The following is a 19,774-nucleotide window of genomic DNA, read 5'->3' as shown; positions in this document are numbered from 1 at the left end:
ACTTTTGTTTCAAGGAACTGATGCAGAACCCCAAAGTCAGGAAGGGCTTTATTTCAGCATTGTTAGACCTGCCCCCGGACGAAGTCGAAGATACGGTCCTTCTGCCCACATTGCTTCCGAGGGACTCAGCCGATGACAAACTGGGAATTATGGATGTACGGGTACTGCTAAAAGACGGGACGCAGATGAATATGGAAATGCAGGTCAAATACTTTGAATACTGGGATGAACGCGCCATGTTCTATCTCAGTAAGATGTTTGACAGCCAGATCCGTAAGGGCGAATCCTATGAAAAGCTGCAGAAGTGTATCCATGTAAGTATTTTAGACTTCATCCATTTTCCGAATGATAAAAAATGTTACCGCAGGATTCATTTCCGGGATGACAGCACCTATGATCTTTATTCCGATAAAATGGAGCTTCAGATACTGGAGTTGAAAAAGCTTCCTTCGGAAGTTAAAACCAGTAAGGATGTTCTTGCATGGATGAAGTTCTTCAGTGGCAAAAATAGAGAGGAGTTTCAAACTATGGCTAAGACAAACGAATATCTCGATGAAGCATACAATACACTGCTCCAACTGAGTGCGGATGATAAAAAGCGGCTGGAATATGAGGCCCGGGAAAAGGCATTAAAAGATTATAATACCCAGATCAGCAGTGCTGAAAAGAGAGGACTTAAAGCCGGTGAAGAAGTTGGCCGTAAGGCTGGGGAAGAGATTGGACGCAAAGCTGGCGTAGAAATCGGGAAAAAATTAGGAGAGCAGGAAGCTGAACACCGCACCCGTCAGGTCTTCAAACTATTCATGCAGGGTAAATCACCAGAAGAAATTGCGGACCTCTGTGATATCAGTATAGAAAAAGTCAGGCAAATATTAGAGTAGCCTGTACTATTTCAATTGCAAATATCCCCGAAATCGAAAAATACAAAAAAGGGAACAGACATCATCCGTCTGCTCCCTTTCACTTTATTCATATTCTTCCTGATTCCGCCTTAAAAATCCGGCCACGCCATGTAATAGTACTGACAATATAATCAATGATACCGCCGCAATCTTTCCCGGTGCAGATGCAACCGCTGCCAGAATCTGCCCCATAAATGGTACGGACAGTTCTACCTTTCCCAAAAGGTTACTATACTCGGTCGGCATGGCATCTTCCTTCGCATTCGCGTCACCCTTCGTTACGAACTTACCTTCTACAACCTGGTTTTTCACTACACGGTGGGTAATAATCGCTCCGTTGTCCGTGGAACTGTAAAACGCGATGACGTCGTCTTTCTTCACGTCCTCCGGCGCAATACTCTTCGTATATACAAGGCTTCCCGTAGGTATCGCCGGTTCCATACTTCCGCTGATAACTGTATATACCTCGTAACCGAACAGCCTCGGTACCGTAAGTGGCACACAAAGTACGATCACGATGATCAGTAAAATGGTTCCCGTTACGCTTAATACAGTGGCAAAGGTGCCTTTATGATTTTTACTTTGTCTATGGCGTTTTTTTCTACTCATTATTTAAGGTCTGTCTTTCCGCGCTTTTTTAAATAAATAATTGTTGATGCGATTGCAGCCAGGGCCAGTACTCCTACTACAATACCTACGACAATCGGTGCACGGCTTGTTTTTCTCTCTGCGTCGATGTTGGCTTTTGGAACTTCCTCATCGTCCAGATCCTGTAATGCCTGCGGTGTCTCTTCATCCGGTACTTCTACAGTCTCATCAGCCGGCGGTGTTGTCTCAGTAGTTCCGCCTGCCGTACCGCCTGCGGCTCCTGCCGTGCCACCCGCTGCAGCTCCTGCTCCTGCGGCTGCTGTTCCGGCTGCCGGTGTAGCTGGTATCACTGTAACTGTTCCTGCCTGCGTAATTGTCGTTACTGTTCCTGTATCTGCCGGAACATAGATAAATGGAAATACATTCTCGGCTTCATTACTGCTTAGTGTCTTAGTAAGATTATAAGCCTGTGGCTGGTATCCGTCAATAAACTGATAAGCAACTACCGGCTTATCTCCTATATTACCATAAAAAGTACGGCTTGGCAAAAGTTCATTTCCATTTTCATCCTGATAATTTACAGTATAGGCTACCTGATTCCCTTTGATACCATATGCAATAACATAATCTGCATCACCCGTAACAGGTGCCCATAATGATTGTTCAGAACCGCCGCTATCTGTACCGCTCTGCCTGATTCCTTTTGCATAATATTTATCATCTAAAATCTGGGGCTTCATGTCAGCAAGACTAAGATCAAGATTTACCTGTTCTCCGTAACTACGGCCCGATATAACCAACTTATCCTGCCCGTTACTGAATACCCCGTGGTTACCTGCATACAGTGTAATAGTATAAGTATAATCTTCTGCCGCTTTTACCTCTGAACCAAACATCATCTGGAGAGTCACTGCAAATAATACTGCGAGTCCAAGAAGGCCTTTACGTATTTTCTTTCCCGATTTCATACTTATCTGGACCTCCTTTTCTTATATTCAGCTCTTTCCTTATCTCTGTTCTTAATCTTCAGTAATACAATGATCAGAATGATCAGTCCTGCTGCAAATGCCGCTATTGACAGATAAAGGATCATGTTGGAACTGTCACCAGTTTTAATAATTGTGCTGTTCGTTCCCGGTTTTGTTACTGTTGTATCACCAGCCACAACCTCTGCTGCGAACGTCATCCGGAGCTGAGCCAGTGTATTCTGGTAATCATTCCCCTGAGTTTCGCCGTCCAGTGTGACACGAAGTTCGATGCTTCCTGTTTCTCCCGGTGACAGACGGTCCAGATAGAAGTACTCATCCAGTGAATCCGTTGCGCTATGAAGACCATCTGCATCATCTCCGCCGACAGTATCACTGTTATAGATCTCCGTCGTCGTCTTTCCGTCCGGATGATTATAATTTAAAATGTAAGTGTAGGCTCCGCCGTTTGCCGGACTGCCATCTTCCAAACTCTTAATGATTTCGTTGGACATATACCAGTTTGTGTCTTTATTTGCCTTATTGACCAGTGAAAGCTGAATCAATGCTGTATCTCCCGGCAAAATCTGGTAAACACTGGCATCCAGATCAGAACTCTTAAAATTACTGCTTAACTTGTTACCGTCAAAACTGACCTGCCAGTCTGAATTTCCCGGAATTACCTCCGCGGCTGCTTCTATCGGGATGGCAGCGATCATGACCATAGCCAGAATAAAACCTAATATTCTTTTTCTCATGTCTCTCTCCTCCCTATTACAGACTCAAAGTTCCATCCGGAGATACCTTAACATCGACTCCCCAGGCACTCTTAATCGCATCCTGCGCGTTATGCGTCTGAACTGCGTCTACCTGTGCCTCAAGATTAAATGTTACTCCGTCATATTTATACGTTGTTGTAATTGTTGTGTATCCATTCTCAGACTTCACAGTCTCTTTTGTTGCCTGTGTTGCAACTGATCCGTCGATACGGATGGTATCTGCAAAGATCGGCGCCTCTGCCCCGCCTGCAAGAATCCCTGAATAGTATAATACGGTACGCTCCTCAGTTGAAGCATTCTTATCTTCGATCCAGCCGTTGCCTGTGAGATTTAAATCAATCAGGTCCGGTGAAAGGGAAGTAACTTTCTTTCCGTCTTTCATCCAGCTCTTTACGATGCTGACACGGACATACTGGTCAATCTCACCCGTATTTCTTACCGTCAGCTCTTCCGGATATTTCTTTCCGAGCTGAATCTTTTCGTTCTCTCCAACCATATTGGCAAGGAGCTTTTCTGAAGTCTCATTACCATTTTCAACAAGTGCTACGCCAATCTCTGAAACTGCCAGATTCGCCGTATAGTTATCACTGTAATAAGAAAGTGCCGCGCTGGTGCTTCCCAGTGCACTGCCGACTAACAAAATGACTGCAAGAGCCAGTAAAATAATAATTGATTTCTGTCCATTTGTTGTTTTCTTTCTGCTTTTCATTATTTACCAGCCTCCTCTCCGCCAGATCCTGACCCTTGGTCGATCTTCTGTGACCAGTCTGCGTAAGGATTGCCGTCTGCATCGTACAGAACAGCTGCACACTCCTGAATAACTACTACATTAAAATTATCCTTAAACTCTTCCGGTACTGTAATCTTTGCATCAAGTACGGAAGTTTTGCCTCCTGCCGGTACGATATCACTGTAATACCAGTACTCGCCTTCGCCCTGGCTCCATGCAGTGCCATCCGGCTGGGAATAGTCAATAGTAAACTGACTTCCGCAATACGCCTTCACACGTACATAGCAATCATTTGTTCCGGTATTTCCAATCACAATATGCTTCGTCCAGTCAGAAAAATCTTCTGTTATCTCTGTCTGTTCCCCGAGAGAAATATCATGACCGCCGGATGCCGACGCATTCGCTGTAAAATATGCCATGGCCCCGTGTATTGTCATACTCCCCGCCAAAATCACAGCTACTGCTGTCAGCCAGACTGTTTTGTTCTTCATCATTGTTTTCATAGCTTCCAGCCTCCTTTACTGCGCCGTCTATTCGACCGGCTTCTGGTTCCACTGCCATTCACCGTCTTCATATGTGAACTGGTTCTCTACTCCATAGCCGCCGTTGTTGCCATCATTGTAAGTATTTGCAAATGCTGCACTGGCAATTGTAGCATCTGCTCCATTTGCTACGATTGTAGCTATCTGGCTCTGTGCTGTTGTTAATTCATAGCTTGAACCTGTGTACACTTCTGTAACTGTAACTGTCATGCCTGCCGGAATATTCTCGACTATTACTGACTGCCGTCCTGCCTCTGTAAAAGTCATGGATACTACATTGCTGTATGTGTCTGTACCTTTTTCCCCTTCAATCGTAAATACGAAGGTTGCAGGTCCGAGTGAACTGTTGTATTCCGTAAGGTCCTTTATAATCTCCAGATTTCCCAGCCTTGGTTCTGCACCCATCTTGACAAGACTCTCTGCATCATATAACCATTCGTCATCTTCCGGCCTCTGTGATGAATAGTAGAGGTTATTCGGAAGAGAGATTAAATATGGGGTAAAACTATATTCATACTGGGTACTCGATACAGTATCCATCATAACCAGATACATTCCTGTTTCAAGTCCTGAAGCAACTCCTTCTCCAGTAGTATGGTCAATTACGGCCTCCTTTGCCGGAGTCTTTCCATCTGTATTCGATGCCGCTGTGGCAGCCGCTGCTTCCCAGTCTGCATTTTCATCCTGTGAAAGCGCCTCTATGTCTACTCCATAGCTGTTGTCAAGCATTGTGAAATGTCTGGACTCTGATACAGATGCGATTCGGTAAAGCTTAGCCGTAATATCCGGTGCATTGGAATCTGTCCGGTATACACTATCCGACGGTACTGTCAGTGTCAAAGAACACTGCTTTGTGATGTCGATCGCATCTGCCGCATTGATATCTGTCAGTGACAATATCGGTACAACTAAAGCGCAAATGAGAACGAATACCTTACTCTTTTTCATAAATTCTCTTATCTTCACTTCTTACCCTCCTCCAAGTCTTCTTCGGCCAGCTTCCTGCGCGGCCTGAATAAATGTTTCATAAGAACTATTATTAATGCAGTGACTGCCAGACCAAGTAATAAGAACAGCATATAATAATTCTGGATTGCCTGCACCATGGTGTCTACCGGGGTACTCACCAGCTCTCCCTCATAAGGTACCCGGTGTCCCCGCACTAAAAGGCGGTGCGTATTCACCCCATAAGGTGTACAAGTAAATAATGTGACGTAATCCTGACCATCCTCGATCTGTAGTGCCTTATCGAGTGTTTCATGGTCATCTTTATCAACCATCGGAAGTATCTGGTCTACTTCATATGCCAGGTCTTCATCCAGTATGTGGAGATAAAATCTGTCTCCCTTTTTCATCTGGTCGATATCGGTAAACAACTTAGCTGCCGGAAGTCCCCTGTGTGCCGACAAAACACTGTGTGTGCTCTCCCCGCCAATCGGGAGCTTCGTCCCGTTCATGTGTCCGACCCCGGTCTGTAAAACCTCGTCTGACGTCCCGTGGTAGATGGAAAGCTTTATGTTAATCTTCGGGATGGAGAGATATCCCATAATCCCGTTCCCTTCCACGTTCAGGACTTTCCAGTATTCCGTATCTTTAATATCAGAAAGTTTTGAGTCTGTATTAAATATATCACCATAAATATTGTTACTGTCAAATGTGCTGTTGAAACTTCTGGCTGCTTCCCATGCCGCGTCAAAATCCTCCGGTTTCATCTGGCTGATTGCTTTGTCATAGGTCGAAATCAACTTTTGCTGCCTGTAAGTATTCCATTGATTAGATATTGTGGGATATACAAGAACTCCAAATCCAATCAGAAACAGCAATCCAAATAAAAATGTCGTTATCTTACGTTTCATCTTTTTTCCTGCGCTCTCTTACATACATTACTCCAATCAATACCCCTGTGATCAGAAGCCCTACAATTACCCACAGAATATAATTTGTCTCAAGACTGATGGACGACTGGGTCTCGTCTGCATATTTCTCTTCATATGGAACCCTGTGTCCACGGACTAACAGTCTTTCTGTGTTTACACCGTATGGGGTGCATGTGAGAAGAGTCATCAGGTCTTCCCCGTCTTCGACGTTCAAATCGGAAGTATCTTCCGGCTTCACAACACTGATCTTATCAACCTCATAGCAAAGAGTATCATCCAGTACATGAACCATAAAATGATCGCCCTTTTTCAATTTATCCAGGTCTGTAAACAATGTCGCACTCGGCAGTCCTCTGTGGGCTGATATAACACTATGCGTATTCTCTCCGCCTATCGGAAGGGAACTTCCCTCCAAGTGTCCGGCTGCATTTCTTAGAACCTCTTCTGATGTGGTATGGTATATTGGAAGTTTTACATCAATTTTCGGTATTTCTACCAGTCCCATTATACCATCATCCGTAATATTCAGACAAGCCTCATAAGCGGCATCCTCTTCGGACTGGGCATCTGCTATTGCAAAAGAATCCGGAAGTATCATCGGAACAAGCGCTTTATTGTAAGCATCTGCCTTTTTCCACTCCTTCTCATAATCAATCTGTCCGGCCGCCTCCATTTTAGAAACCTTTTCATCATAGCTGCTGATTAATTTTGACTGCCTGTATGAATTCCATTGATTCGCTATAGTCGGATACAGCAGCAAGGACAACCCTATGACAAAGATGGCTACTATTATAATGTTATGATACTTTTTCTTCATATGAGCTCTCCTTAATGCTGTATATAAAATGCAGGGCGGGCGACTCCCCCGCCCTGCAACAAAATTAATTATTTGTTATTTTTGCGGCGTGATGCAAAAAACAGTGCTGCTGCAATTATCATGATCAGGCAGCCGCCAATTGTGAAGATAGTTGTACCGATACCACCTGTTGATGGAAGAGCGGAAAGTTTAGTATTCTTAAATCCATAAGGATTTGCAGGATTCTGTGGATCACCAACTGTTGTTATTTTAGTATCAGCATTATAATTGTACTGTGTTTGATTATCACCAATATTTACAATATAAGATTTAAGAATTCCTTCATTGTCATAAGTAGCATCAATTTTTACCTTAACAGGTGTTTCATTAAGTGTATATCCAGTTGGTGCCTTTGTCTCAATCAGATAATATTCAATATCGCTGTCAAGACCATTGATTTCAAGACGACCATCTTTATCTGTAGTAAATTCGTTTTTACCATTTGCAGCTACAAATAAAGGTCCATCTGCTGCGCCAATGTGCAACTGGAATACAGCGCCTTCAAGTGCAACACCACCAGTAATTACAACTTCACCATCTACTACATCAATTTTACCATCTTTATCAATTTTAATAAATTCGTTTGTCTGTTCTGATTCAGTACCACTAAATGTTGTATCAATACCAAATGTATAATGATATGTTTCATCACTCTTTGACTGAACTTTATCATTTGTTGAATAATCTAACGTAGCTGTATTGTTTGCTTCATCAACCGTAATTTTAGCATCTGTTGTAACTTTTGCAAAATAAGTAATAACAATCTTCTTTGTTCCATTTGCTTTCAAAAAGTCATCCTGATTTGATAAATCAACTGCAAATGATCCTTTGCCATTTAAAACAGCATTATTAACAGCTTCAGTTAATGTAGCATCATCTGCCCCTGCCAATGTAGCAACTACTGGATGATCTTTATCAACTACTAAGCTAAGTCCATCTAATGTATCTGAAATTACATATTTAATATTTTCTCTTGAAGCTGTATAACTAGGAACATCTGCTGTTATTCTAAACTGGATGATATCTCCGTACTGTACACCTTCTACTTTGTCTGCATTAAAAGCTTCTTTTATGATTGTTGGCTCGCCCTTTTTAACATATGCGTCAGTTCCCCAAGTATCTGTTACAAGATTTAATTCACCATATACTAATCCATTTGGTCCCTGATTTACACTTATAACTGCTGGATTGTATAAATAGTCTGATGATCCAGTTACGATAATCATCCATGTACCTGCTGTTAATGCTGATGTAACATAATCATCACCATCTTTTTCTGTAATTTCTACCTTGTTTGTTAATTCTGATGTTTTTTCTGCTAATTTTTGCACATCATCTGCAGATGGTTTAAGATTGTCACCATCTTTAGTTATAGAATTTTTAAGGACTTCTTCGTAATATCCTTTATCATTATATTTGATAATCTGATATGCTGTTACTGTAATACCATCCTCAGCTGTTATCCCCTGTATTCTTGCTTTTTCGGTAGATGTGTTATCTGTTGCAAATGTCGTTACACCCATTCCTAATACCATAGCCAATGTCAAAAACACTGCCAGGACTTTCTTAATTTTACTCATACTTTTTTCTCCTTTTTCTTTTTATTTTGTTGAGTTACTTTCTTTTCTGTGCTGGCAGCTCTTTCATGTGCTGCCAGACGAGACAAGAGTTCTTGTTAAATTATGAATTATTTCGATAATCCAACCCCCCTCTTGCGTTTGTTTTTATATAGAGTCAGCAGTCCTGCTAAGCACATTAGCAGCGTTCCACCGACGGTATACCAGAAGATTCCTGAGCCTCCGGTTGAAGGAAGATCATATAGCGGTGTATTTCTATAGATAAAATATGATCCATTTTTATCTAATCCTTCTATCCGCCCCATTTCTTCTTTTGAAAGCATTTCTACATCTTTATCTATTGATGTAATTTTAATATTTGTTGCAGATAATTCAATTTTCCATTCTTCATTACTCAGCGTATATCCAGTTGGTGCTTTTGTTTCTTTCATTAAATAGGTTCCAGCCGGAATAAACTTTCCAGATACTTGATTATTAGTCTTTGTTTCAACCCAGGTTAAAATCAAGCCTTTTTCATTCGATATACCTGTGTATGAGGAGGTTAATTCAGTTACACCCGTTTCTTCATTCACTTTGTATAATGCAAACTCAGCTCCAGATAAATATAAATCTCCTCCACTTGTACTTTTCTTTACAATACCCCAATCTGGTCTTGACTTATTTGAATAGATAAGCTTCATTTCATTTTTGTTAATTTCCAATAAGTCATCCTGATTTGAAGTATAGGATATAGATGCTGTACCACTTGGCACTCCTTCTTCACTATATCTTACATTTGTAACATTAATTGTAATTTCTCTTAAATTATTGTCACCTACGTATCCATCCGGTGCTTCCGTTTCTAATAGATATACTTTCATTGTATATGATTCAGGTATATTGCTGTTTTGTTTTACTAAATCACTCTGTCCTACCTGAAATGCAAAGTGACCATTCTCATCGGAAGTTATATCCTCTTCTATAAGTCCTGTCTTATCTGCATTTCTATATACAGAAAATTTTGCACCAGTTAAAGAATTCTTTGTAGTATCATCAATTTTTGTACCTGTTACATTTACAAAAAATGGCATTGTTGGAGGATATAATTTTTTATTGTCCTCCTTCTTTGTTACATAGGTAGTATTATTTGTTTTTCTAAACTCGGTTTTGCCACTATCTTCAAAAGAAACATAATATGTTAATTTATAGGAATAATCAACACCACCTAAATATTTAATTGACTGTTCCGCCAGTGAAGCGTTCAAATACCATGTTAATGTTTTATTATTCTTATTATACTCTGCTACTGTTATTTGCTTCCTATCAATAACAGTTGTCAATGACAACCCGTCTCCAGATAGTGTTAATTTATGGCCATTCATATCTGCACCATCGAGTTTATAAAAACTGGTATAATCAGCCATCTGATCAGTAACGATCCACCCATCACCTGTAGATCCCGCTGTCTTGTTAATGATAATTGTTGCTAATTCAGTCCATATAGAACTTAATTTATCCTCTGCATCATCATTTGATAATATTTCAAAATATCCTTCTGAATAAGTATATGCTTTGTTGGTATTCCAGCTAACAGTTCCACTATCAGTACCACTAATTACTTTACTCCTGTCAGTCGAACTAGGATAATAACAATCAGTATAACCTTTATGCTGATGTTCAGCATTGTTACTTGCTAACAGTCTTCTGGCAACATCTATATCTTTAGTATTTTCTTTCATACCATTAAGCAATCCAATTGTATATATGCCTGATACAGATTTTTTCAAAGAATTAGCTGCTGTAACTGCATCTTGATATTCACCTACTGTAGTAGTACTTCCACCTGAACTACTACTATTGCTATATGTTGGAACACCATCAGTCAAAAATATTACATATTTATTTGATCTGTCTGATTGCTTTGCCAGTTCTTCCGCTTTTTTAAATCCTGATTCTGTATTTGTACCTCCAGATGCACTTATGCTATCAATAGCACTTAATAGCTCACTGACATCACCTGTAAATGTTTTTTTAATCTGAGCACTACCGCTAAATGTTACAATTCCCACTCGATTATACTGGCTAACACTTCCTTCTTCTCCAACCAGATTTTTTACAAATGCTTTTGCTGCTGTCTGTGTATGAGCTAACCTTTGAGAACCATTATTTGTCATGCTGGCTGATGTATCAATAACTAAAACAACATCAACTTTTGCATTTTCAGAAGTTTCCTCTAATCTTGTTTTTACATCAAGTGTAATCGGATATTTACCATCTTCTGTGACTGCCCCCATTGTTTTAGTTATACTGCCATCAATTGGATTAGGTTCTTCCGGAATATCAATTGAACCTGTATCAATCTGTACAACTGGCTTTGCATATTCTGCTTCTGTTAATGTACCAGCATTAACTTGATATTTTACGACAGCCTTATCGTTAGAGTAGAAACCTTCCTTTTCAGAACTTGTTTCATTTCCTTTTGCATCTGTGTTCTTATCACCTATATGTGGGTATTTTCCATTTGTTATATAGTAATCGTACGCATTCTGTGTTGGCTTCACATTAAAACTTAAACTATATGTTACTCCTTCATCTAACTCCTTGCCATTTAAAAGAGTAACAATAACTTTCTTGTCTTTTACTTCAATGGTATAGTCTTTATTTTCTGTAAGTTCTGTTATTTTTGTATCTTTTTTTGAAGTAACAGTAAAGTTTGGGTTATCAGTAAAATCAACGTATTCAGTAAGGGTATCTTCAATGGTAACATTTTTATATGCCGGGGTAAGAATATTTTGTGTAATCTTCTGCAACGTATTGTCTATACTCTGTGTTGCATCTTCACCAGAAGCCTGAATTCCTCCATATCCTCTAATTTGATTTGCAAAAGTTGTCATTCGCTCTCCGACAGTAGTATATTGATTCCCTCCTGTATTAAAACTACTATTATCCATATACACTGAATAAAATGTAGAATTTTTGAGGTTATTTTGAGAACCAACTTCCTGTACTTCTTTTACAGCCATATTAAAATAACTTGTATTATAAGTTGTTCCATCGCCTTCCGTACTATATTTATTATAACCTGTAGTGGCTTGATAACTCTCTGTTGGCTGACCATCAGAAATAAATATTACATATTTTTTGTTATTGCTATTTATTGGGCGAGTCCCCATCTTTTCATTAGCTTTTCTCATAGCCAATTGCCAATTAGTTCCACCATTAGCTGTTACAGACTCAATTTTATTTATAAAGCCACTTTTTCCACTATAATCAATCCACCCTGTGTCCCACACTGTTGTTTCCGTGTCAGCATAACTAAACCATACAGCTGCAACTCTATTATTTGAATCCTTTGTTAAAAGTTTATTTGCTGCTGTTGTAACTGCTGTCTGTAGATTTTCTAATCTCTTGCTCCCATTATTTGTCATGCTGGCTGAACGATCCAGAACAAATAAAACATCTGCTCCAACTGTTTCACCCTTTTCTCCGGTAACATCAAGAGTTAACGTATAGTCTTTTTCACCTTCATTATACTTAATAACCTTATTATGGTTTGGCGCATCTAATGTTGCCTCCCCATCTGTTTCTCCGCCTCCAGGGGTTTCATTCTTAGAATAAACAAAATATACGTTATATATAGCACCACCACTTCCACTCCAATACGTACTATCGTTATAATACATATTACTATTAGAACGATATATCTTTGATACTTTTATTGTATTATCATATTTATCTACTGTTATACGAGAGTTGGTGTATCCTGCAATCTCTATCAGATAATCGGATGAAGTTAAATCTATCGTTTTGTTACCTTTTATAGGATCTCCTGTTCCTGAATTCCCTGATATAGAATTACCCAATTCATCTACATAATTGAATTTTATCGTATAAGGAGTGTTTCCATTTTTATTTGTCCATGTAATTGTAAATACAGAAAAACTTTCTGTCTTAAACTCTGTTTTCTGTACTTCTTTGTTTTCTGTTGTTTCCACGTTCTCGATCTTTTCGTTCTGTCCCATGTCAACAACATCTTTGACTTCACCCTTTTTATCTTCTTCCAAATGAAGTACTGTTACATCTGCGTCCTTAGCCTTCTCTTCGTCTACCTCTTCCGGCAGGACTGCTTCTTTGTAATCCATGACAACTTTGACTTCACCATTTGGTTCTACCTTGTTGCCGTCTGCATCTACAAAGCTGATATCATAAGCAAGGAATCCAGCGATATCGTATTCTTCTTTTTCTGCTTTCTCCTGAAGTTTTTCTTCTACTTCTTTATACTGATCTTTTGTGTCTTTCTCGTCTTTCTTGATCGGTACAACCTGAAGTGTTGAGCCTGCAGGAATGATTCCTTCTTTTTCTGCTGTTACTGTTATTGCTACTTCGTCATCTTCATATTTAAGTGACTCAGGTTTATTAGTTTTCTCTTCTTTATTTTCCTGATTCTGATCTACTGCTTCTTCCTGAGGTTTCTGATCTTCTACATAACATCCGTAGATTGTAGAGCGTCTGCCTTCCATCATGATCTTGTCTGCCAGACCATCTTCTTTTAAACTGATTTCTGAAAGATCATAATCATCGATGTTGTCTATGCTTTCTCCAGCGTTCTGTAACTCTTCGATCTTATCTGACTTCTGAGTAATCTTTACGATTTCTGCTTCTGCATTTCCCGCAATTGAGTTTGCTTCATTGTAATAGAAGGTTGTTGCTTTCTTTGTATCTTTTATCTGGAAGTTGTTCTGTTCAAATGTGATCTTGATTTCTTTTCCCGGTTCAACCTGTTCGCCGTTTACTTTAAAGATTACATTATATAAGAAGTAATTTCCAAGAACGTTTCCTTCTGCTACTGCTTTGCTCATGAGCGTTTTGATCTGCTCTGTTGTATCGGCTGCCGCGTATGTGACTTCCATCGTTACGTCAGCTGTGTTGGCTTCAAATGTTCCTTCTTGAATGTTAGCTGTTACTTTGCAAACTGCTTCGCCATTCTCACCTATCATTACCTGACTTAATTCCATCTCGTCCTGATGAGGAGCTTCTGGTTCAGCCGGTGTCTCTTCCTGAACCTCTGGCTGCTCTGCGGTGGATGCATCCGGTGCAGGTTCACCTTGTTCTGTATTCTCTCCGGTATCACCTTCGGCCTGCTGGGTATCTTCTGCTGTCTGGCCGTCCAGTTCCCCGGTATTGTTCGTTGTTGTATTTTCTTCTCCTATATGACTAGCTCTAAGCGGGCCGCGGCTGTTGAATGCTACACTGATAACCAGTACCACTACCACGAAAAACGCGAGCCATCTTTTCAATAATTTCATAATGTATACTCCTCCACTTCTCAAATACACGTTTTTCTCATTCTATTTAGGGGTTACAAATTTAACCTATTCACCTAACGCTCCGTCTATCAGCTTGATCAGCTCTAACGCTGATCTGAAGGGAACTGTCTTATCTTCGTCCACCCATGTTACCAGTCCCTGCCAGCTGCTGTGCTGACGCTGCTGCACCCGGATAATAAAAGTTCCTTTATCGCCGTGCTGTTCCAATAGTTCTTCATCTTTCATAACTTTTATCATCCTCTCCTTCTTATTTTCATTCTTTTTAACTGCACGAAATGTTCTGTCTTCTGTCCCCGGAAAAGGGAAGCTGATACTATTAAAGAAGTCTTCCATATAAAATATCATTTCTTCCAGACTATTTAAGACTTCCGCATCTCTCTTGTATGCATGATACAAACGTCCCGATGTTTTACCTTCTTTATAATCATCCACACAAAATACAATTCCGTTGCGGGCCCCTATATAACTTTGACTCTTCTTCAATGTATATCATGCTCCTTTTCATGCCTTTAGTTTCTATACTATCTATATCATAAACACACTTTAACAGTTTCAGAAACAAAGAAACAATCAAAAGAATTTACAAAAAGGGGTTTTTTACAAGTTTTTTATTGTTTTTTATTAATTTCAGAATGGACAGGTGGTTTTTAAAGGAACAGCTTGTATGGTGATGGCTATTCATCCTTACAGAACTGTTCCCCTATATGCCATTCTTAACCCTGTTATTTAAAGAAGCTGTCCTGCTGTTTCTCCGTGAAATACTGAAGCGGGTCAACTGCGGTTCCGTGCTCTTCCACCTGGAAGTGGAGGTGGTTGCCTGTGGACTGTCCCGTTGTACCGGATAATCCGATCTGCTGACCCTTCTCTACTTTCTGTCCTTCTTCTACGAATACTTTTTCATGATGCATGTATTTAGTTACGAGTCCGTTTCCGTGGTCAATGATAACCATGTTGCCGGCCGTTCCTGCTTCTCCGGCAAATGTGACGGTTCCGGATGCTGCTGCATAAGTCGGTATGTTATACGTTCCTGTTCCAAGATCGATGCCTTTATGATAGGTTCCTGCTCCTGCAATAGGTTCCTCTCTTGAACCAAAGTCACTTGATAAGAGTGCTCCCGGACACGGGTTTACAAATGTTCCGAGCATATTGCTGAACTCGCCCAGTGTCATGTTATCAAGTCTGTACAAGTCATACTGCTCCATCTGTCTGATCAGTGACTGTCCGTATGTCAGGCTGGTTGCCCAGCGGCTTCCTATCTTCATTGCAAATGTGTTTGCATCAGTCACACCTAAGGTAAGGTCCAAATAGACTTCCTTCAAAAGATCGGTGCGGTCCTCAATACATTCCGTGTAAGTATCATATACCCGGAAACCGGATACGATCGTGTAGAGGGATCCGTCCTTTGACTGTTCCCCTGTGATCATATCGACACTTCCTGCCGGTCCTGTTCCTTTGATTCCGAAAAGGTTGTTGTACTGGTATGCCAGATAAGATAACCCTTTTCCGTCTTCTCCGCCCGGTCCGTACTGTCCGAAACCTGACTCCTGGATGATCTGTGCAATTGTTACAGATGCCGGATACCCTGTTTCATCCTGACACTTCAATGCTGCTACGATCATTTCCTGTGTAATAAAGGACGGGAGTCCTTCAATTGGAACTGATACGTTATACTTAATCTTCTCGCTGTCATCTAAGAAACGGATAGAAGCTGAATAGCTGTTTACCGTACTCTCTTCATATGTACCGCCGCCTGCTGTTTCATAATAGGAATCATCAGAAGCCCCGCCGTTATCTGAAGGGGGTGTCTGGACCGGTTCGTTTGAACCGCCGTCATCAGGCTGTACGTCGTCTGTTACACCATTATCAGTATTCCCATCATCAGGTTTCTCAGCTTCGTTCTGATCACCGTCCGTGTTTCCATCATCAGGCTTCTCAACTTCATCCTGACTTCCATCTGTATTTCCGTCATCAGGCTTTTCCGTTCCATCCTGCTCTCCGTCAGGCTTTCCATCATCAGGCTTTTCAGATTCTCCCTTGTCTTCGTCCGTCTTACCATCATCAGGCTTTTCTGTTCCGCCCTGCTCTCCATCTGTCTTACCATCATCAGGTTTTTCCGTTCCGCCCTGTTCTTCGTCTGTCTTACCATCATCAGGTTTTTCTGTTCCGCCCTGTTCTTCGTCTGTCTTGCCATCATCGGGCTTTTCCGTTCCGCCCTGCTCTCCATCAGGCTTTCCGTCGCCAGGCTTTTCTCCCATACTTTCATCTTCCGGATTTGTCTGGTCAGTATTCTCTGTTTCAGTCTCCTGATTTTCGTCTTTCTTATCTTTATCCTTGTCTTTATCTTTATCTTTTTCCTCATCTGACTGCCCGTCAGTATGTTCCGCCCCATGCTGTTCAACTGCATTATCCTGCTCTAAACCGAAAGTCGTCTGTATCTGGCCTGCTACGATGCAGATACTAATTCCTAATATAAGTACTACTTTTTTTAACTTCATAAGATACATCCTCTCCTTAATTGTCTGTCACACTGCAACTACAATCTGAAATTGAAATTAACATTTCACCCAAATATATACGTATCCTCAATATAATAACATCTTAACAGACTCATAGTCAAAGGAGCAATCAAAAAAATGTTGTTTAAGCGGTATTATCAGGTTTATTTATTGACTATATTATTAAAAAAATTTCCACAACTGTATTTAAACAGAAGTGGAAATTTGTATTCATATATTTACTTTACGTCTGCTTCCTTCTCAAAGACAACGCTGTTAACATAGTACTGCACGCCAGTTCTCTGCCTGCCTACGAGGAAATTGTAGTTAATACGTTTCTGGACGATTGCGCAGCTCTCGAGAGTTGTATTTACGAGAAGTACCAGATATTGCCCTCTCCCGTAGCGGTTCACAGCATCGCCCCTGCGTATGGACTTGCAGATAGCGTCTCCCAGTCTGCCCGCCAGCTGTTCTAACTGCTCTCCACTCTTCATCCGGTTACCCTTGCTGTCCACGATCGTACAAAGCATCAGATAGATCGACTGTCCGCTTCTCTCTGCCATGCGGTTCACCATCCGGTAGATTCCCTGAAATACCGGATAAGAACACATATATCCTCCCCGGATTTCATCCTTGTCTTCGATCAGTTCTTTCTGGATATTATCCAGCAGATCATACGGGTGCAGCATCTGGTCCCCCAGCCTGTCGAGAGAACTCATAAGCTTCTGTGAAGGGCGGATTCCCCGCTCCTTGAAATATCTCTCTACCGTCTCTGCATACAGGTCACTTGCTTCTTCATAACATCCCATACTGATCAGGGCATCCATCGTAATACTTTCCCAGTCTGAGAATGGTGAAATCGCTGTCGCATAGACTCCCAGTTCCTGGAGCTGAAGGTAATCTTCCTTTTCCTTCAGTATCCCGGCAGCCTCCTCTACGCAGGTACAGAACTGGGCACGGTATCTTCTGGCCTCGGATGCAGCCCAGAGTACCCCCGCATACATGATCAGAAATTCACCCGTGTAACAGTGGCATGCATCAAGTAAAAGCTGAAGCCTGCAGTCAATATCTTCCTCATTCAAGGCCTCCTGATATAAACGGTCAAACTCTGACGCATCTTCTATCACAGGAATTTCTTTTGTCCAGTAGAATGTCCCTTTTTCAAGATAAATATAATTTACCTCGGGAAGACCTGCGTTCTTTAACTTATTCTTAGCATTATAAATTACACTCTGCATCGTGTGGTGAATATTCTTGATGTCCCTGTCCCCAAAAAGCATTTCCTCCAGCTGTTCCCTTGGCACCCCTTCTTTGCGGTTATGTAGAAGAATCTGCATGAGGTAGGCAAATTGTGTCTCACTTACTTTCTTGCCGAGCAGAGAATTTCCTTTGTACGTAATCGAAAAATTACCGAACATCTTTACATGTAATGCGTTGTCTTCCAGATCTTTTGCCATCTTAGTCATATGCCTTTCTCCCTTAAAAATACTAAGAAGTCCTATCCAGAAATAAACTACGCTATTTCCAGCGGTACGGCCGTCCTGCAGGAGTTTTGCCAGAACTTTTATGCCGCCCTTCTCAATGATTGTTACCGGTTCTTGTTAAATTACCAGTTTTATACATTATATCTTTTACTCTTTGGTGAGTCAATAACAAATCTGTACTTTACGTAAATGCAAAAATATGAGCGCAATCAAAACATATTTTGTATTTAAATTTGTTTTATATTTTTCCAATATAATATAGAATTCTTCCTGCGATATCATTCATACTCACAGGCCCGAAACTTCTTGAATCTTCTGATATCTCCCGGTTATCTCCCACTACAAATACTTCAGAAGCCCCAACCTGTACCGGGAACTGTATATCTGCCGACATCCAGTCAGTTTCACCTAAAGCTTCCTCGAACTCTGCTTCTTTCCCGTTCACATATAGTTTTCCTGCCTGTATATTCACGGTATCCCCGGCAACTGCAACAATCCTCTTCACATATTCTTCTCCGCCCGGACGGTTCACAACCACGATATCTCCAACCTTGTACTCCGGCACACTGCGCATATATACGACTTTATCCTGATCATGCAGTGTCGGGTACATCGAATCTCCGTCAACTGTTGAGATTCCCATTAATATATAAAAGACAACAAGCATGATAATAATCAGCGCCAGAAACTGCACTGTCGTAACCAGTCTTGTCTTGCGTTCTTCTTTTCTCTTTATCTCTTTTATTCTGGGATCTACATCCTCCAGAACCTTTTTCTTGATTGCATCTATCTCCATGACACCATCTCCTGTCCTGTTTGTAAACGGTAACATTTCTTTTATTATAGTTTATTTATAAAATGAATACAAGCTGACAAATATAGGGATTTATATGTTATAATATTACTATTTATAGGAACAGCATATAACTGTTAGCCCTATATAATAATTTCAGATAAGGAGCATTTGTATGAAACGGTTCAGTATTTTTAAAGTCATACAGCTATCTGTCTTGGTCATCATGAGTCTTATCAGTATATTTCTGCTGTTAAAACCCGGTGTCAAGCAATATGTGTTTTCATCCGTTGAGGCTACTACCTTGTTTATCATGATCTGGCTGGTCCTGATTATCAGCTTCATCTTTATTCTGGTAGACTTAAGGCTGATTTCCTCTATGAAATCAAACTACCACAGTCTGTACGGTGTGGCCTATTCAGACCCTCTTTCCGGTATTCCGAACCGCTTCAGCTGTGACATTCTGATTGAAAAGTATGTAGATTCAAAGCTGCCGTCCGATATCGGCTGTATTATGATTGATATTACAAATCTTCCTGATATTAATAATTCATACAGCCACGCAATCGGCAACAGGACGATCAAGGAGTTTTCAGACATTCTTTTTTCATGCTCCCTGTCACTTTGTTTTGTAGGAAGAAACGGGGGCAATAAGTTCCTCGCTATTTTTGAAGACTGTACGCAGGATAAACTGAATTCATTTCTTAAGAAAGTAAAGGACCGCGTGGCATTCCGCAACAAACGTGCCGATGCGATCCCGATTGAATACAGGGCAGGCTGTGCACTGAACAGTCAGGAGCACCTCACAAATATTACAGAATTAATTGCGCTTGCTAACAAACGGATTTATGAAACCTCAGAGACCGGGAGGTAATCTTTT

General features: G+C 40.8%; 16 protein-coding genes. 2 read left to right on the top strand and 14 right to left on the bottom strand.

The window, feature by feature from the left end; translation table 11 throughout:
- The coding region (locus tag DWX43_RS22305) for an Rpn family recombination-promoting nuclease/putative transposase (protein WP_118621930.1) at window positions 1-881 on the top strand (881 nt) is incomplete at its 5' end.
- Between the two features lie 84 nt (window positions 882-965).
- On the opposite strand, the gene DWX43_RS22300 is transcribed toward DWX43_RS22305, so the two are convergent.
- The 14 genes from DWX43_RS22300 to lepB all read right to left on the bottom strand — a co-directional run bounded on the left by DWX43_RS22300 (window position 966) and on the right by lepB (window position 18,897).
- Window positions 966-1,511, bottom strand: a complete 546-nt coding sequence (locus DWX43_RS22300) for a signal peptidase I (RefSeq protein WP_109733247.1) — start codon at window positions 1,509-1,511, stop codon at window positions 966-968.
- Window positions 1,511-2,458, bottom strand: coding sequence for a MucBP domain-containing protein (locus tag DWX43_RS22295; RefSeq protein ID WP_118621911.1), 948 nt, complete (start codon window positions 2,456-2,458; stop codon window positions 1,511-1,513). Before DWX43_RS22295 ends, DWX43_RS22300 begins: the two co-directional genes overlap by 1 nt.
- A gap of 2 nt (window positions 2,459-2,460) precedes the next feature.
- Window positions 2,461-3,213, bottom strand: coding sequence for a hypothetical protein (locus DWX43_RS22290; RefSeq protein WP_118621910.1), 753 nt, complete (start codon window positions 3,211-3,213; stop codon window positions 2,461-2,463).
- Between the two features lie 16 nt (window positions 3,214-3,229).
- Window positions 3,230-3,943, bottom strand: a complete 714-nt coding sequence (locus DWX43_RS22285; protein ID WP_109733250.1) for a hypothetical protein — start codon at window positions 3,941-3,943, stop codon at window positions 3,230-3,232.
- Window positions 3,943-4,467: a hypothetical protein gene (locus DWX43_RS22280; protein WP_118621909.1), complete on the bottom strand. Its 525-nt coding sequence runs from the start codon at window positions 4,465-4,467 to the stop codon at window positions 3,943-3,945. The genes DWX43_RS22285 and DWX43_RS22280 overlap by 1 nt, the downstream gene beginning before the upstream one ends.
- Window positions 4,468-4,494: 27 nt before the next feature.
- The gene (locus DWX43_RS22275; RefSeq protein WP_118621908.1) at window positions 4,495-5,472 is read right to left on the bottom strand and encodes a DUF5979 domain-containing protein; all 978 of its coding nucleotides are present in this window, start codon (window positions 5,470-5,472) and stop codon (window positions 4,495-4,497) included.
- Window positions 5,469-6,362: a class C sortase gene (locus DWX43_RS22270; protein WP_118621907.1), complete on the bottom strand. Its 894-nt coding sequence runs from the start codon at window positions 6,360-6,362 to the stop codon at window positions 5,469-5,471. Before DWX43_RS22270 ends, DWX43_RS22275 begins: the two co-directional genes overlap by 4 nt.
- Window positions 6,352-7,200 carry a class C sortase gene (locus DWX43_RS22265; RefSeq protein ID WP_118621906.1) on the bottom strand — a complete coding sequence of 283 codons (849 nt, stop codon included), beginning with the start codon at window positions 7,198-7,200 and terminating at the stop codon, window positions 6,352-6,354. The genes DWX43_RS22270 and DWX43_RS22265 overlap by 11 nt, the downstream gene beginning before the upstream one ends.
- Window positions 7,201-7,268: 68 nt before the next feature.
- Window positions 7,269-8,819 (bottom strand): SpaA isopeptide-forming pilin-related protein, encoded by a 1,551-nt coding sequence (locus DWX43_RS22260; protein ID WP_118621905.1) that lies wholly within the window; start codon window positions 8,817-8,819, stop codon window positions 7,269-7,271.
- A gap of 107 nt (window positions 8,820-8,926) precedes the next feature.
- Window positions 8,927-14,101, bottom strand: a complete 5,175-nt coding sequence (locus tag DWX43_RS22255) for a VWA domain-containing protein (protein WP_118621904.1) — start codon at window positions 14,099-14,101, stop codon at window positions 8,927-8,929.
- A 66-nt stretch (window positions 14,102-14,167) separates the two neighbouring features.
- A complete protein-coding gene (locus DWX43_RS27470; protein WP_242996221.1) occupies window positions 14,168-14,605 on the bottom strand; it encodes a hypothetical protein in 438 nt (145 codons plus the stop codon).
- Window positions 14,606-14,844: 239 nt separating this feature from the next.
- Window positions 14,845-16,617, bottom strand: coding sequence for a peptidoglycan DD-metalloendopeptidase family protein (locus DWX43_RS22245; protein WP_243099444.1), 1,773 nt, complete (start codon window positions 16,615-16,617; stop codon window positions 14,845-14,847).
- 239 nt (window positions 16,618-16,856) lie between these two features.
- Window positions 16,857-18,083: a BTAD domain-containing putative transcriptional regulator gene (locus tag DWX43_RS22240; RefSeq protein ID WP_242996223.1), complete on the bottom strand. Its 1,227-nt coding sequence runs from the start codon at window positions 18,081-18,083 to the stop codon at window positions 16,857-16,859.
- A gap of 256 nt (window positions 18,084-18,339) precedes the next feature.
- Window positions 18,340-18,897 (bottom strand): signal peptidase I, encoded by a 558-nt coding sequence (lepB, locus tag DWX43_RS22235; RefSeq protein ID WP_109733257.1) that lies wholly within the window; start codon window positions 18,895-18,897, stop codon window positions 18,340-18,342.
- Between the two features lie 172 nt (window positions 18,898-19,069).
- Here lepB and DWX43_RS22230 point away from each other — a divergent pair, with 172 nt between their 5' ends.
- On the top strand, window positions 19,070-19,768 hold the full coding sequence (locus DWX43_RS22230; RefSeq protein ID WP_109733258.1) for a GGDEF domain-containing protein: 699 nt from the start codon (window positions 19,070-19,072) through the stop codon (window positions 19,766-19,768).
- Window positions 19,769-19,774 lie beyond the last annotated feature (6 nt).

The organism is Clostridium sp. AF19-22AC, from assembly GCF_003479085.1.
Lineage (GTDB): Bacteria > Bacillota > Clostridia > Lachnospirales > Lachnospiraceae > Faecalicatena_A > Faecalicatena_A orotica.
The sequence above is the reverse complement of the archived record's forward strand: the minus strand, read 5'-3'. Positions and strand labels throughout refer to the sequence as shown.

Bases quoted from the DNA above. Each gene is read 5' to 3' on its own strand.
- DWX43_RS22300 (WP_109733247.1), bottom strand. From the start codon at position 1,511: ATGAGTAGAAAAAAACGCCATAGACAAAGTAAAAATCATAAAGGCACC.
- DWX43_RS22295 (WP_118621911.1), bottom strand. From the start codon at position 2,458: ATGAAATCGGGAAAGAAAATACGTAAAGGCCTTCTTGGACTCGCAGTA.
- DWX43_RS22290 (WP_118621910.1), bottom strand. From the start codon at position 3,213: ATGAGAAAAAGAATATTAGGTTTTATTCTGGCTATGGTCATGATCGCT.
- DWX43_RS22285 (WP_109733250.1), bottom strand. From the start codon at position 3,943: ATGAAAAGCAGAAAGAAAACAACAAATGGACAGAAATCAATTATTATT.
- DWX43_RS22280 (WP_118621909.1), bottom strand. From the start codon at position 4,467: ATGAAAACAATGATGAAGAACAAAACAGTCTGGCTGACAGCAGTAGCT.
- DWX43_RS22270 (WP_118621907.1), bottom strand. From the start codon at position 6,362: ATGAAACGTAAGATAACGACATTTTTATTTGGATTGCTGTTTCTGATT.
- DWX43_RS22265 (WP_118621906.1), bottom strand. From the start codon at position 7,200: ATGAAGAAAAAGTATCATAACATTATAATAGTAGCCATCTTTGTCATA.
- DWX43_RS22260 (WP_118621905.1), bottom strand. From the start codon at position 8,819: ATGAGTAAAATTAAGAAAGTCCTGGCAGTGTTTTTGACATTGGCTATG.
- DWX43_RS22255 (WP_118621904.1), bottom strand. From the start codon at position 14,101: ATGAAATTATTGAAAAGATGGCTCGCGTTTTTCGTGGTAGTGGTACTG.
- DWX43_RS22245 (WP_243099444.1), bottom strand. From the start codon at position 16,617: ATGAAGTTAAAAAAAGTAGTACTTATATTAGGAATTAGTATCTGCATC.
- DWX43_RS22240 (WP_242996223.1), bottom strand. From the start codon at position 18,083: ATGACTAAGATGGCAAAAGATCTGGAAGACAACGCATTACATGTAAAG.
- lepB (WP_109733257.1), bottom strand. From the start codon at position 18,897: ATGGAGATAGATGCAATCAAGAAAAAGGTTCTGGAGGATGTAGATCCC.
- DWX43_RS22230 (WP_109733258.1), top strand. From the start codon at position 19,070: ATGAAACGGTTCAGTATTTTTAAAGTCATACAGCTATCTGTCTTGGTC.